Genomic DNA, 14,494 nt, shown 5'->3' on the forward strand with positions numbered 1-14,494 from the left:
ACTTTGCGGTAAAATAAATACTAGTAACTGCAAATGTTAACTCCTTGGTTAATTGAATATAACTTATTAAACTGTGTATATGCTGAACTTTAGATACGACTGCCATGCCTGATGCTCATTTTTTTACCCTCACTTCTGAGGCGATTGCAGCGCTAAACTCTCCTCGATTTAGTTCAAAACTCATACAGTTAGTCCAAGCATGCTTAGACTTTGATTATGCGATAATACTTGGCTGCAAAGAAGGTAGGCGCCCCGTTTACCTGTATGATTCAATTGATGAAGAACGTGAATTACTGTTTCAGCGATATCTAACCAATGATTATCAACATGACCCATTTATGCGGTATTTAAATACTCATAAGCAACAAGGTATTTTTACACTCAAAGAAGTTATACACGAAGACTTAGACTATTACTCATACTGTCAACGATTTTACCAGCAGACAGGATGGAAAGATGAACTATGCATATTTATCGAAATAGAGCCAACGCTTTGGGTAAGCATTAGCATAGGTTTTATAAATGAGACAAATTTTATCAGTAAAAAAGGAATATCTGCGCTTAACTCTTCTTTTTGTATCATCGAATCTTTATGTCGGCAGCACTGGAAAAAGGCCGACTTTCATTTGGCTGAACCAGTCAAAGGCCATAAAAGCAGCATTGAATTACATAGCTCGGTTCAAGATGCATTAGCTACTTTTGGCCGAGATATACTCACTAAAAGAGAGCAACAAATAACCATATTAATTGCACAAGGTTATGATAGTAAAGAAATAGCATTGAAGCTCGCGATCAGCGAAGGCACTGTTAAAAATCACCGAAAACGCATTTACCAGCAGTTTAATATTGCATCGTTAAGCGAGTTTTTCCAATTATTTTATAACCACCTCGTTACCCCGATAAAGTAAAAAACTATCCCTATTGGGATATAGCAAACAAGCGCTTTGGTTATTAGTCTGGCTAAAACTTTTTAGATGGATAAACATCATGTTATTAGATGATTTACAGGCCAGAGGGCTCATTGCCCAAGCAAGTAATTTAGAGCAATTACAACAAATTTTACAACAACCGCAAGTACTTTACTGCGGATTTGATCCTACCGCTGATAGCTTGCATATCGGCCATTTGGTTCCACTACTGATGCTTAAGCGCTTTCAAGATGCTGGTCATCAGGCTATTGCCTTGATTGGTGGTGCCACAGGCCTGATTGGTGATCCCAGCTTTAAAGCCACTGAGCGCAGCTTAAACACAGAGCAGACCGTGAGTTTATGGGTTAAAAAACTTACCCAACAAATACAGCAATTGATGCATAGCGAGGATAAACCCTTGCTGATTGCGAATAATGCTGACTGGATGAGCAACATCAATATCATTGATTTTTTCCGCGATGTGGGAAAACACTTTTCAATCAATTCGATGATCAACCGCGAGTCAGTAAAACAACGACTGAATCGCCCAGAACAAGGAATATCTTTCACCGAGTTTAGTTACGGGTTATTACAGTCATTTGATTTTGCGCAGCTTAACAGGCAGTACAATTGCCGATTGCAAATAGGAGGTAATGATCAGTGGGGAAATATTATCAGTGGTATTGATCTTACAAGAAGACAAAATAACGCAAGCGTGTACGGCTTAACTTTGCCATTGATCACTAAATCAGATGGCAAAAAGTTTGGTAAAACTGAAACAGGTACTGTTTGGCTCGACCCAACAAAAACCTCCCCGTTCACTTTTTACCAATTTTGGCTTAGCGTTGACGATGCTGATGTTTACAATTTTCTACGTTACTACACTTTTTTGAGCTGCGATGAAATTGATAACATAAAAGCCTGCGATGACCTTAGCCAAACAAAGCCTGAGGCACAAAAGATCTTAGCGCAACAAGTAACGCTTTTTGTGCACGGAAAAGAAGCACTAGCAAGTGCTGAACGTATCACAGATGCATTATTTAGCGGCTGTGTACAAATGCTAAGTTTAACTGAATTAAAGCAACTCGAGTTGGATGGCATACCCTGCATTTACTCGGATCAAAGCAATCTTGTTGAGTTATTAATCGAAGCTAAATTCGCCAACTCTAAACGAATAGCCAGAGAATTCATTAGTAATAATGCGATAAGCGTCAATGGTGAAAAAGTGAACGAAGCCGAACGTACTGTTATGCAATTACCGCTATTTGATCAGTACTGGTTAATTCAAAAAGGTAAAAAGCACGTTTGTTTGATTAAAAAATTAAGCTGATACTCATGATAAATGCCCCTCTCGGGGCATATTAAATTGAATTATTCTGCAAGTATTAAAACTGGTATCTCATCTCCAATACAACATTGCGCCCGCGTAGTGGCGACTGTTCCTTCACGAAAGAGGCGTGAACATACGCAAGTTCGTCGGTTAGATTAGAGCCACGTAAGTACACTTCCAACTCTCTCCAACCCTGAATATCCATCCTATAAGAAATGGTGGCATTGAGCATGCCATAACCATCGGTTGGTGTCTCGTAGACCGCGACCTTATCCTGTTCGAATGTTTGTAAATACTCTATGTCAGCAGTTAGCTGCCCACTCACCCAGTTGAATCGTGCACCGAGGCTCCCTGGTGGAATACGCGGTAGGTTGTCAGTGGTATAGTCTGGATCGTAGCAGTCGAAAACTTCAGATTTTAGTTCAGTATCAATATAGTCGCCAAATACAGTGACACGCGCTTCAGGCGTAATTTGATACATTGATGCCGGTGAAAACAACGTCTGCTGAGGTGTACACCTGATAGTTATGCGGTATCCCCGTCTCATAGGCGGTACCGATATTGCTGCGGAAGATATAATCCTCTACATCTTGATAGAACACGCCGATTTCAAACTCGAGCGGTCCGCCCCCTTACGAAAGGTTAGATTAGTTGACTTAGCAGTTTCCATGACATCCGGTCTGTTGGGAAGCCTGAGAGATCCAGAACGATCATATGCTGCAAAACCGACCTCGTAGCTGTTAATAGCAAGGTTGTTTCCAAACGCACATAGTTCACGTACACCAGCTGCTCGCAGGTTTCGCGACAGCGAGAGCGAATAGTTGCTATCAAGGTCCCATGTTGCACCAAATGAAGCTGAAAAAGGCTTTGTTTCAGATTTTGGATATTTTGAGGTATGTCGCTGAACGTACAATTGCTCCATAATGGGAATTTCGTGTGGCTGAAGTGGCTCATCAGATGGGATCACGTAATCAATCCATCTATCGAATTTCCACAGGTCTGGTGTTAGCTTACGCCAGTCTTTACGGGCCGCGAGTTCTATATCAACGGTACAGAATGACTGGCTTTCGCTGAGAAAAATGCCAATATTCTTAGTAAGGAAATCTATGCTGTCATTGCGCAGATGGGCTCAAACAAGATTGAGTCCGCTGAACCTGCCGTCGGTATATTGAACCCCCAGAATACCGGTAAAGCCTAGCAGTGGCTTGTGCGTTAGCTCGAAGCGACCGTCCCAAGTCTGGTTTTATCTTATGTCAATAAATGGTTGCAAGTTATTTGTAAGTGACTGATATGTATCTCCAGTTCTTGCCACACTTGCAGTGATAAAACGGTTGTTTTGAATGTTAGTGCAGCTAAATTTATCACTAAATTCAAAGTAAAATAGCAACCATTAGAATAAGAAAGGAATCCTGGCTCAGTAGAAACTTATTACTCTCCAAGAGAGGAGGCTGTGATAACAGTACCGGTTGAGTTATTGGTTTGATATAGGAAACAGTGTTTTTTATTATTGTTGATATACAACTAATTTTAAGTGAAGTAAATTGAATCAAGTCCACAATAATTAAATATTTTATTGGAAGAAAATGATTATTTCAGCCTCTACAGATTATCGCAAAGCTGCTAAAGCTAAATTACCGCCATTCCTATTTCACTATATTGATGGGGGGTCTTACAAAGAACATACGTTAAATAGGAATGTACAAGACTTGTCCGAAGTTGCTTTAAGGCAACGTATTTTAAAGGACATGTCAGAGTTAGATTTGAGTACGGAGCTATTTGGTGAAAAGTTAGACCTACCTTTAATTTTAGCACCTGTAGGCTTAACTGGTATGTATGCAAGGCGAGGGGAAGTACAAGCTGCTAAAGCAGCTGAAAATAAAGGGATACCTTTTACTATGTCTACCGTATCAGTGTGCCCAATTGAAGAAGTAACCCCCAACATTGATCGCGCTATGTGGTTCCAGTTATATGTGTTAAGAGATAGGGGATTCATGAAAAATGCGCTTGAAAGGGCCAAAGCCGCAGGTGTAAAAACGCTGGTATTCACGGTTGATATGCCAGTTCCCGGGGCTCGATACAGAGATATGCATTCGGGGATGAGTGGTCCATTTGCTGCTTCAAGAAGAATTTTACAGGCTATGACGCATCCTCGTTGGGCTCTAGATGTAGGTTTACTTGGCAAACCTCATGATCTCGGCAATATATCTGCATATCGTAATGAGAAAACCTCATTAGTTGATTACATTGGCTGGCTTGGAAGTAACTTCGATCCATCAATTAGTTGGAAGGATCTAGAGTGGATAAGAGATTTTTGGGATGGTCCAATGATAATCAAAGGCATTTTAGACGAAGAAGATGCTAAAGATGCTGTACGATTCGGAGCTGATGGTATTGTCGTTTCAAATCATGGTGGTCGACAACTCGATGGCGTCCTTTCTTCTGTAAAAGCATTACCTAAAATAGCTGATGCAGTAAAAGGGGATATTAAAATTTTGGTCGATTCAGGTATTCGAAATGGTCTTGATGTAGTCAGAATGCTGGCTTTAGGTGCAGACGCAGCAATGTTAGGGCGCTCGTATATATACGCCTTAGCTACAAATGGGCAAAAAGGTGTCGAGCATTTACTTGATTTGTATACCAATGAAATGAAAGTCGCAATGACTTTGACCGGTGCAAAATCAATTAATGACTTAGGCTCGCATTCTTTGGTTTCATATTAAGTGAGTTTATTTACTTAACTTTATTGAAAGTAAAGTTAATGAGTTGGCGGATTAGTGGGGGTGATATTCGGTATTTGGTCGACACTCAGGCTGAAATATATCAAATACTTTACCCTATAGAGCAAAAGTGGCTTGTAGGGCATCACGAGCTAAACTCACGCTGATAAATTATAGTTTCACAGGGCAATAATGTCCTATGGTTCAGTAACTCTATATGCCACTAAAATTCGGACCCCTTATGTTTCAGTTAATATGCTGATAACCGATTGAGGCTGAAATAGAAGTCATATACGTTACTGGCAATGCCAGTAACGTAGGGAGTAGGGAGTTTTATTACTCGATTTAACACCTGTAGTTCTAATAGTGTAAAGCCTATTGCATTAACCCTTACAATTCAAATGGTTAGTTTGTTTCCGGTGTCGAAAGTTGAATGGTAAAGTACATTTTTAAATGTGTTACTGGCAAAGCCAGTAACGTAGGGAGTAGGCTATAATCACACACAATAATTTATTAAAAATTATTAATTACTTCAAACAGTACCTGCCAATTTCTGATATGGCCTATTAAGTTATTTTCTAGTTCCTTCAACCAAGGAGATAACCATGAAAAAAAATCGCAACCAAAGCTGTGGCAATGTTGTAATGGTCTAGTGAAAAGGGAGAGGTTTATAGCGAAAAATGAGCTAACTCCGTGTTAAATACTAAGTGTGACTTTCGGGGTTGAAGTTGTGACACAGAGTATTAATTTATGCTCTCAAAGCTTTATTTTGTAATTCATATTGATTTAATTAAAGATGTGTTCAAGTGAGCGATATGCTTGTTTTATACTTTTAATAAGTAATGTGATCTTTTCAGGTTTATGCCGAGTGTAAGGGTAAATAGCAAACACGCCTAATGAGCGAGTTTTATATTGGTGTAATACTTGTATAAGCGAACCATCTTGAAGCTCTTCATATACGCTGCATTTCGGAACGTAAATTAAACCTATATCGTTAAGGGCCGCTTTTTTTAGTGAAAGCGCATTATTAGAAGACATACTCCCTTTGACGAGCACGGATTTTTGTTGTTCGTTCTTACTGAAGCGCCATTCATTACTACCGTTTGCTTGTAGATCATAACAAAGGCAGTTGTGCACCTTAAGATCATCTATTTCTTCAAGTTGCTGTGCAGCCTCCAAATACTTAGGAGAGCAGCAAACTATCCAACTTGATTGTAATAGTGGTACTGCAATTAGAGATGAATCTGCGAGATCTGCTGTTCTTATAGCTAAATCAACACCTTCTTCGACTAAATCAATGAGTTTGTTCTCAAGCCTTAACTCAATCGTAATTTTAGGATAACTTTTACAAAAATTAGCAACTAAATCAGCTAAGAGTAATTCCCCTGAAATAGTGGGAACAGACATAACAATATGGCCTGAGACTTCTTGAGCAAGTTCATTAATGGCAGTAAAGGCATCATTTGCTTGTTGATTAATTCCCTTCGCATGCTTGTATAAAAGTTTCCCCGCATCTGTGAGACTTAGCTTTCTTGTCGTTCTATAGAGTAGTTGGGTGTTTAATTCTTGCTCTAATGCAGACACTTTCTTACTTATAACTGTTTTTGATAAACCAATTTTTAATGCTGCCTTACTGAATGAGTTCTCCTCAACGACAGCAGCAAAAATAGCAAGTTCAGAAGCACCTATCATGAATCAGCCTTAATTATGTCTTATTTAGAAATAGTTTGTTTATTTATTGTCAATATACACATAAATAAGTGCGGAGTATATTGTTTTGCTTGTTACTAACTCGCAAGTGTTTCAGTTAATGTGCAGGAAAAACAGGCGAACAGTGACGTTCAAAGAGCATGATAAAAACGTAGGAAAGTAAATTGCAAAGATTAATACCGGTACTAAAAAAAGATAATGTTGAGCTAGAATTAATTATGTTGATCCGAACAATTCTTGCTGCATCAAAAGAGATATCATTTAGAGTTAGTCAGGGTGCTTTAGCCGGTGTTCTGGGTTCTACATTAGATGAAAATATCCAAGGTGAGGTTCAGAAAAAGCTGGATGTTATCGCAAATCAATTACTCAAAGATATGTTATTGGATGATGATTCTGTTCGCGCGATTGCTTCAGAAGAAGAAGATTTTGTTGTTGCTGGTACACCAAAGGCCCCCTATATTGTTGCATTTGATCCATTAGATGGCTCATCTAATGTTGATATTAATGGGCAAATAGGCACTATTTTTACGATCTATAAAGCAAAAGATGATGTTCCAGATGATAGCGAACTGCAGTTTGCTCAAAAAGGTGATCAACAATTGTGTGCCGGTTATGTTCTCTATGGCGCTTCAACTTTGCTTGTTATGACTACGGGCGGTCCAACACGTTGTTACACTCTAGACTCAACTCATGGTGGATATTTGTTAACAGAAAACAACTTCGAAATACCGGTAAGAACCAAAGAATTCTCCGTTAATATTGCTAACTATCGCTACTGGCCTGAAAAGATCCAATGTTATTTTGATGAACTATTATATCAAAGTGATGCATTTTCTGGCTCATCTATGAGATGGAATGCAGCTATGGTCGGTGATATTCACCGTATCATTAGCCGTGGTGGGTTATTCTTGTATCCACAAGATACTAGGGATGGGAATAGTAATGGCAAAATTAGGCTTCTTTATGAGGCAAATCCGCTTGCTTTTTTAGTTGAAAATAGTGGTGGTCTAGCATCCAGTTTGGGTAAGGCTATCTTAGAAATTCAGCCAACGTCTTTACATCAAAGAGTGCCGGTTGCCATTGGCTCAAAAGAACAGGTTGAATATTATAATAAGGTTACCCGGTAATTATTAATTAATAGCTCCATAATGCGATTGCTAAACCACCTCCAAGCCTTAATTTTGAATTACAGGATAGAAGACGCTTCTTTCTAGTCTTTTTAGAGCGGAAGTACGATTTTGTAAGTTTTTGGTTGATAATGAGTGGTTGTGATTGTTTTTGTGCTGATATAGTATGAAAGGCTTGAAAGTAGTAATGATTTGTAAATCATATTTAGACTGGAGCGTGTAGGTTTTGCGTACTCATATATTTGATATTGATGGTACTTTAACTAAAAGTGGCAATGATTTATGGTTCTTGACTATGCAAGAACTATGTGACCCGACGGCTTTTAAAACTCTGGTTTTGGAGTGGGAAGCAAAAAGTAAAACGTATGAAAACTCATATACACTTCTTGTTGGCACTCTTAATTTACTCCGAAATATTAAAAATGCCGAAGAGAAAATTTTCAACACAGCTAAAAAGCTAACCCTTGGTTTGATAGATAATGACCTCGTACCAAAACAAGCACTTATTGCACTTAGACAAAGTATACATGCTTGCGATTTGATTGTCTTAAGCACAGCTAATTATTTTGAAGCAGCAAAAGGTTTTACGGCAGCATTATTGGAGCGGAATTTGATTAGCCAGTTTGAATATAATAAGCTCGTTATTCTTGCAACGAATACAGATTGGGACAAATATTCCGTAGAGTGTTTTAATATGGGGGATGTGAAAATCCACACATATTATAGGTATTTACAACAAGAAGGCTACCCTGTGAAAGTACCCGATAAAGCTTTTGTAGATGACCCTTACTTTAATGATGCCTCTTTAGCAAACGAGGCGCTTGAAGTGGTTGTAGTAGATAATTCTAAGAATAAAGAATACTTTAGGAATACGGGTTTTGAGCGTGTCTTCTGGTATTAATTTTGGAGTACTCGCTAGTCGTTATAATAGAGTACTCCATCATTACTATTGAAGTTATTAATTATTAATCAATGGCGTCAACAACTAAGACTTCAATATTTTGACTTTCAAATTTCTTTATTAATGAAGGATCCGCATTTGAGTCGGTTATTAAAATATCTACTTCAGATAAGGGACAAAAAATGAAGTTACTATGTTGACCTAATTTTGTACTGTCAGCAAGAATAACTAGTTTTTCAGTTTGTTTTTTTAACTTTTGCTCTGAGCGAATAAGTAGTGGATCTGACTCCATCACACCAAATTCACCAAGGCCAGGTGTTCCCATAAACATCATAGAGCCGCGATAGTTTTCTGTCGTATCGCTTTCATAAGAGCTCAAAATTATCCCTTGCTCTCGGTATATTTCACCGCCAGGAAGTGAAACCTGATTATCACTATTCTCAGTTATATAATTTGCTAGTACAAAAGAGTTTGTAAGTATATTTAGCTGAAGTTTAGAAAGGTACTCACCCATCATATATGTCGAGCTACCACCATTGATGATTATAGAATCACCATCAGAGCACAAATCTACAGCCCTACGAGCAATTAGCTTTTTGGTTTTTTCTCTTTTTGTTTTATCAATACTAAACGAAGTGCTTGAAATTTGTTTTTTTGTTTTCTCTTCATTTATAACTTCAGCACCTCCTCTAATCTTAGTAATTTCACCTCGTTTAGACATTTTTGTTATATCGCGTCGAATAGTAGCCTCGGAAGCATTGAGCTGTTGAGTCAAACTTCGAACGCTAGCAAATTGACTGTGTTCTAAAATTTCTATGATTAGTTGTTGTCTGTGCTTTTCGAGCATTGGTAGTGCTTGCCCATCATTCTCAGTTTTCCCAAGGGATTTATTCATAATTACCGATAGATCAACCATTAGTTAATTTAAACTTAATTATACACAACTTGATTGTAAAAGACATTTTTTGACAGTAACTGTTCTTTTTTATGTTTTAATTTCTAGGGGCAGTTTAATAATTATACATTGAGCCTATTTATTACAGGTATTTACTACCATTGCTTTTTTATTGTTGATAAATGTTGTTTACAAAATGTTTCATATTTGACAAATATGAAATTTTCAGTCAGTATCGCTCAAGGTAATCATTTTAAATCATTGGTCTGTAGCTAAAATCATCCACATGTACATGTCTCCAATGTAAAGAGGAGACGCTAAATAGCAATGATTTTATAAAACGACTTATGTCAATTAAATCCAAAGGTGAATCTTGAAAGTAGCAGTATTAGGTGAATGCATGGTTGAGTTGAGTCGGCAAGCTGCTGAACAATTTAAATTAGGCTTTGGTGGAGATACGTTAAATACCGCTATTTATCTGTGCCGGTGTAATGGAAAAGCAGATTATTTTACGGTATTAGGTAATGATTCTTACAGCCAGACTATGTTAGAAGCATGGCAAGATGAAGGTGTTGGTACTGAGCATGTTAGAATTAAAGATGGTCATTTACCCGGCTTATACATCATTAACAATGATGAAAGCGGAGAACGCTATTTTAATTATTGGCGACAAAATTCACCTGTCCGCTCAATGCTTACAGATTTCCCTGAAGTATTAAGTGAGATACAGGAATATGAGGTTATTTTCCTCAGTGGTATTACATTATCGCTTTTCCCTCAAGATGATCTAATTGCTTTATTTAATTGCTTAAGACAATACCGCAGAAAGGGTGGTCAAGTCGTCTTTGATAATAATTATCGCAAACGTAACTGGATGAATTTAAGCACTGCTATGGATGTGTTTACTGAGATGATGTCATTAACAGATGTTGCGCTTATTAGCTTCGATGATGAAAAATCTATATATGGTGCTCATTCATTAGAAGAATGTATTGACCGTTGGGCTGATGCAGGGGTTGGGGAGATTGTCGTTAAGGATGGCCATCATGGTTGCCATGTATACAAAGATAATCAGCGTTTATTTTTTCCATTAAGATCTGTTTTAACTCCCGTCGATACAACTGCTGCAGGTGATTCGTTCAATGGTGCATATTTAGCCGCTAAATTACGGGGTAAAAAGATTGAAGATTGTATTGATACTGGGCAGCAATGTGCAAGTACTGTAATTATGCACAAAGGCGCGATTATAGATAGAGATATAGTTCTAATAGGTGGAAGCCTATGACGTATACCAATACTTTTTCTGAATTATTTTTTTGATAATTTATCTTGTTTAATTTTTATTCATGTAGCAACGAAGATAAAACAAATACATCAATTCGTTTTGCACATCTTCTGATATAGCTTTTTAATCGTAGGCATCAGCATCGATAAAGTTTTAATTAGTGACATATTAAAACCCATTTTACCGTTACATACGGCAATGGTAGTTTTCTTGTCTTGATCACCTTCACTTCGATTAGTGAATTTTTATCTCAACTTTTAGGTTTAATCTAAGAAGGCCTTTTATTTAAACCGTTTAATAGGAATTTAGTAATGAATACATATTTACAGCAACAGTTTGGTTTAGAGGGTAAAGTTGCAGTTGTTACCGGAGCTAGTCGTGGTTTAGGTCAGGCAATGGCAATTGCACTGGGTGAAGCTGGCGCAACAGTTGTTGCGGTTGGCTCAAAGGTTGAGAATGTTGGAAGTACTATCTCTTTATTAAAAGAGAAAGGTGTGAGCTGCTTAGCTCTTGGTTGTGATCAGGGTGATGGCGACCAAATCAAGCAAGCAATTGCAGATACAATCAGTGAGTTCGGCCGCATTGATATTTTAGTTAATAACGCCGGCACGATTAAGCGTTCACCAGCACATGAGTTTTCAGATGATGATTGGAATGAAGTGATCAACACAAATTTAAATGGTGTGTTTAAATTCTGCCGTGAAGCGGGTAAACACATGCTTAAACAAGGTTCTGGGAAAGTCATCAATATCGCATCATTACTGAGCTTTTCAGGTGGTATTACAGTGCCAGCTTATGCTGCGAGTAAAGGTGGCGTAGCCCAGTTAACAAAAGCATTAGCAAATGAATGGGCATCTAGCAATATTCAGGTGAATGCAATCGCACCAGGTTACTTCGAAACAGATAATACTTATAACCTTCGTCAAGATAAAGAACGTCATGAAAGTATCACGGCTCGCATCCCAAGTGGTGTTTGGGGTAAACCTGAAGATCTAGCCGGTGCGGTAGTCTTTTTATCAAGTAATGCAGCAAACTATGTAAATGGCCATGTCATGTTAGTTGATGGCGGCTGGATGGCTCGCTAAGCCATTATTATTTTAATTTTTAAAATGTATAAACAAATTATGCAAAGGGGCAATTATGGACTTTATGTTCTCAGCGGATATTAGAAGCTACAAGACAATGCGTAATGATGAATTACGTGATGCCTTTGTGACTGCACCATTATTTGAAGCCGGTAAAATTAACTTAACGTATACCGATGTCGACCGTGCAGTGATTGGTGGTATTACACCTGCGGGTGAGTCGATAGTATTGCCGACTCATAAAGAGCTGGCCGCGGACTATTTTTGTCAACGCCGTGAAGCAGGAGTGATAAATATTGGTGGTGAAGGGGTTATTAGCGTTGATGGTACAGCGTACCCGATGAATAACCGCGACAGCTTATACATTGCTAAAGAAAGCCAAGAGGTGGTGTTTTCATCAAATGATGAAGCGAACCCAGCAAAGTTTTATTTAGCGTCGTACCCAGCGCACCGTGTCACAAAGACCGTGCACGTGCCAAAAAGCAAAGCGAAGCTCATTGAGCTTGGGTCGCAAGAAACATCGAATGAGCGCACGATTTTCCAATCAATTCGCCCAGGTATTGTTGATAGCTGTCAGCTAGTGATGGGTATCACAGAGCTTAAAAAAGGTAGTGTGTGGAATACCAAACCACCGCACACGCACTTTCGACGTACCGAAGTGTACATGTACTTTGACTTACCGAAAGGTGAGAAAGTATTTCATTTAATGGGTGAGCCAACGGAAGTGCGTACATTGCCAATAGAAAGTGAAGTGGCGATAGCGTCACCGAGTTGGTCAATCCACAGCGGTGTGGGCACCTCTAACTATACGTTCATTTGGGCGATGGGTGGGGAAAACCAAGAGTTTGATGATATGGACCACATTGAGGTGAGTGCATTACGTTAATTTGATGATGCATCTTAATTAAGCGTTCGCCTGCCACGTACTGGCGACCGCCGGTACGTTATATCTCCAACCAGTTTTTATAAAGCCATCACTTAGCTTTGTCTGTTAGGGGTTACCCTACGTTGCCCACTCAGTGGGTATTTAAATATTATCCGACATATTTAGTCGGAGGAATTGTTGCACCTTAAATTTAGGAATGAGGAAAATTTATGGCCAAAATAGTGTGTTTAAAAGAGGCCGCTAGCCGAGAGCGGCGGTGTGGGTTATTGCCCGCGAATGTCAAAGCGTATGTGCTGTTAGGGGCAGACGTGATTGTTGAGTCAGGTTTTGGCGACGGTATTTTTATCAGCGATAAAGAATATGAAGACGCCGGCGCCACGGTGCTTAAAGACCGCGCTGAGATTTTAGTGCAAGCGGATGTGATTTTATCAGTAGATAAATTGCCTGTGGAGGATATTCCTCATGCGAAAGGTAAAACGATTATCAGCTTTTTAGACCCGTTTAATAGCCATGATTATGTGGACTTACTGTGCCAACATCAGGTCACCAGCTTTAGCATGGAAATGATACCGCGTAGCACGCGCTGTCAAAAAATGGATGCACTGAGCTCACAAGCCAGCTTGGCAGGGTATGTGATGGTGACAAAAGCCATCGCGGAATTACCGAGCATTCTGCCGATGATGATGACAGCGGCGGGCACCATTAAGCCTGCGAGAGTATTTATTATCGGCGCGGGGGTGGCCGGACTCCAAGCCATTGCGACGGCAAAACGTTTAGGTGCGGCAGTGACAGCATTTGATACTCGCTCAGTGGTTGCAGAGCAAGTACGCTCGTTAGGCGCCAAGTTCTTAGACATTGATTTAGGTGAAACCGGTCAAACTGCCCAAGGGTATGCGCAAGCACTTAGCCCAGAGCAAATGGCAAAACAACAGGCGGCGCAAGCGCAGTGTATTGCACAATCAGACATTGTTATCACGACAGCACAATTGTTTGGCCGTAAACCGCCGGTGTTAATTAATCACGACACCATTAAGCTTATGAAAGCAGGCTCAGTGATTGTTGATATGGCAGCCGAAAGTGGTGGCAATGTAGCTGGCTCTGTTGCGGGTGACACCACGGTGATTGACGGGGTTAAAGTTATTGGAACTGGGAACTGGTCAAATGAAGTGGCGCTCAATGCCTCACAAATGTATGCCAATAACCTGTTTAACTTAGTCAGTGAGTTTTGGCAGAAAGACAGCAACCAGTTTGCGATTGACCTTGAAGATGACATTCAAAAGAGTGCGGTAATTACGCATCAAGGTCATATCACAAACCAAGCTATCAGTGAACTACGAGCGCAACAACACGACCACGCAATGGAGCGAGCATCATGACCGGTATTTATCTTTTATTTATATTAATGCTCTCTATCTTTGTGGGCTTTGAGCTTATTCGTAAAGTCCCTGCGACGCTACACACACCGCTTATGTCGGGTGCCAATGCGATATCGGGTATTACAGTGATTGGTGCATTGAGTTTAGCCGGTGGTGAGTCACACGAACTAGCGACATGGTTGGGGGCAGCTGCGGTAATGTTAGCAACAGTCAATGTGGTGGGCGGTTACCTTGTGACTGACCGCATGCTTGCCATGTTTAAAAAGCGCTAGGA

13 protein-coding genes are annotated in these 14,494 nt (G+C 39.5%); 10 read left to right on the plus strand and 3 right to left on the minus strand.

The genetic code is table 11. The features are described from left to right. The first annotated feature begins 104 nt into the window (after positions 1 to 104). Positions 105 to 908, plus strand: coding sequence for a response regulator transcription factor (locus tag NDQ71_RS23670; RefSeq protein ID WP_192541851.1), 804 nt, complete (start codon positions 105 to 107; stop codon positions 906 to 908). Positions 909 to 984: 76 nt separating this feature from the next. Next, positions 985 to 2,238: a tyrosine--tRNA ligase gene (gene tyrS / locus NDQ71_RS23675; RefSeq protein ID WP_301563163.1), complete on the plus strand. Its 1,254-nt coding sequence runs from the start codon at positions 985 to 987 to the stop codon at positions 2,236 to 2,238. Positions 2,239 to 2,293: 55 nt separating this feature from the next. Here the strand turns inward: tyrS and NDQ71_RS23680 are convergent, their stop codons facing one another. Beyond that, positions 2,294 to 2,719 (minus strand): TonB-dependent receptor, encoded by a 426-nt coding sequence (locus tag NDQ71_RS23680; RefSeq protein ID WP_301563140.1) that lies wholly within the window; start codon positions 2,717 to 2,719, stop codon positions 2,294 to 2,296. Between the two features lie 1,102 nt (positions 2,720 to 3,821). On the opposite strand from NDQ71_RS23680, the gene lldD reads away from it, so the two are divergent. Continuing rightward, positions 3,822 to 4,958, plus strand: coding sequence for an FMN-dependent L-lactate dehydrogenase LldD (gene lldD, locus NDQ71_RS23685; protein WP_192541849.1), 1,137 nt, complete (start codon positions 3,822 to 3,824; stop codon positions 4,956 to 4,958). A gap of 783 nt (positions 4,959 to 5,741) precedes the next feature. On the opposite strand, the gene NDQ71_RS23690 is transcribed toward lldD, so the two are convergent. Then, positions 5,742 to 6,647 (minus strand): LysR family transcriptional regulator, encoded by a 906-nt coding sequence (locus NDQ71_RS23690; RefSeq protein ID WP_301563141.1) that lies wholly within the window; start codon positions 6,645 to 6,647, stop codon positions 5,742 to 5,744. Between the two features lie 182 nt (positions 6,648 to 6,829). On the opposite strand from NDQ71_RS23690, the gene NDQ71_RS23695 reads away from it, so the two are divergent. Then, positions 6,830 to 7,792 carry a class 1 fructose-bisphosphatase gene (locus tag NDQ71_RS23695; protein ID WP_301563142.1) on the plus strand — a complete coding sequence of 321 codons (963 nt, stop codon included), beginning with the start codon at positions 6,830 to 6,832 and terminating at the stop codon, positions 7,790 to 7,792. Between the two features lie 226 nt (positions 7,793 to 8,018). Further along, a complete protein-coding gene (locus tag NDQ71_RS23700; RefSeq protein ID WP_301563143.1) occupies positions 8,019 to 8,693 on the plus strand; it encodes a hypothetical protein in 675 nt (224 codons plus the stop codon). Positions 8,694 to 8,757: 64 nt separating this feature from the next. On the opposite strand, the gene NDQ71_RS23705 is transcribed toward NDQ71_RS23700, so the two are convergent. Further along, entirely contained in the window at positions 8,758 to 9,588 is an 831-nt protein-coding gene (locus NDQ71_RS23705) for a DeoR/GlpR family DNA-binding transcription regulator (RefSeq protein ID WP_225736619.1), read from the minus strand. 373 nt (positions 9,589 to 9,961) lie between these two features. Between NDQ71_RS23705 and NDQ71_RS23710 the strand changes: the two genes are divergently transcribed. The 5 genes from NDQ71_RS23710 to NDQ71_RS23730 all read left to right on the plus strand — a co-directional run bounded on the left by NDQ71_RS23710 (position 9,962) and on the right by NDQ71_RS23730 (position 14,492). After that, the gene (locus NDQ71_RS23710) at positions 9,962 to 10,873 is read left to right on the plus strand and encodes a sugar kinase (RefSeq protein ID WP_192541845.1); all 912 of its coding nucleotides are present in this window, start codon (positions 9,962 to 9,964) and stop codon (positions 10,871 to 10,873) included. Between the two features lie 311 nt (positions 10,874 to 11,184). After that, positions 11,185 to 11,958, plus strand: coding sequence for a glucose 1-dehydrogenase (locus tag NDQ71_RS23715; RefSeq protein ID WP_192541844.1), 774 nt, complete (start codon positions 11,185 to 11,187; stop codon positions 11,956 to 11,958). Between the two features lie 55 nt (positions 11,959 to 12,013). Next, on the plus strand, positions 12,014 to 12,844 hold the full coding sequence (gene kduI, locus NDQ71_RS23720; protein ID WP_192541843.1) for a 5-dehydro-4-deoxy-D-glucuronate isomerase: 831 nt from the start codon (positions 12,014 to 12,016) through the stop codon (positions 12,842 to 12,844). A gap of 209 nt (positions 12,845 to 13,053) precedes the next feature. Further along, a complete protein-coding gene (locus NDQ71_RS23725; protein ID WP_192541842.1) occupies positions 13,054 to 14,220 on the plus strand; it encodes an NAD(P) transhydrogenase subunit alpha in 1,167 nt (388 codons plus the stop codon). Next, entirely contained in the window at positions 14,217 to 14,492 is a 276-nt protein-coding gene (locus NDQ71_RS23730) for an NAD(P) transhydrogenase subunit alpha (RefSeq protein ID WP_192541841.1), read from the plus strand. Before NDQ71_RS23725 ends, NDQ71_RS23730 begins: the two co-directional genes overlap by 4 nt. Positions 14,493 to 14,494: the final 2 nt, after the last annotated feature.

This window comes from Pseudoalteromonas sp. KG3, assembly GCF_030436385.1.
Taxonomy (GTDB): Bacteria; Pseudomonadota; Gammaproteobacteria; order Enterobacterales; family Alteromonadaceae; genus Pseudoalteromonas; species Pseudoalteromonas prydzensis.

What these genes read in the sequence shown, in the direction of transcription:
- NDQ71_RS23690 (WP_301563141.1), bottom strand. Translation starts at nt 6,647, where the DNA reads ATGATAGGTGCTTCTGAACTTGCTATTTTTGCTGCTGTCGTTGAGGAG.
- kduI (WP_192541843.1), top strand. Translation starts at nt 12,014, where the DNA reads ATGGACTTTATGTTCTCAGCGGATATTAGAAGCTACAAGACAATGCGT.
- NDQ71_RS23680 (WP_301563140.1), bottom strand. Translation starts at nt 2,719, where the DNA reads ATGTATCAAATTACGCCTGAAGCGCGTGTCACTGTATTTGGCGACTAT.
- NDQ71_RS23715 (WP_192541844.1), top strand. Translation starts at nt 11,185, where the DNA reads ATGAATACATATTTACAGCAACAGTTTGGTTTAGAGGGTAAAGTTGCA.
- NDQ71_RS23705 (WP_225736619.1), bottom strand. Translation starts at nt 9,588, where the DNA reads ATGAATAAATCCCTTGGGAAAACTGAGAATGATGGGCAAGCACTACCA.
- NDQ71_RS23730 (WP_192541841.1), top strand. Translation starts at nt 14,217, where the DNA reads ATGACCGGTATTTATCTTTTATTTATATTAATGCTCTCTATCTTTGTG.
- NDQ71_RS23725 (WP_192541842.1), top strand. Translation starts at nt 13,054, where the DNA reads ATGGCCAAAATAGTGTGTTTAAAAGAGGCCGCTAGCCGAGAGCGGCGG.
- NDQ71_RS23670 (WP_192541851.1), top strand. Translation starts at nt 105, where the DNA reads ATGCCTGATGCTCATTTTTTTACCCTCACTTCTGAGGCGATTGCAGCG.
- lldD (WP_192541849.1), top strand. Translation starts at nt 3,822, where the DNA reads ATGATTATTTCAGCCTCTACAGATTATCGCAAAGCTGCTAAAGCTAAA.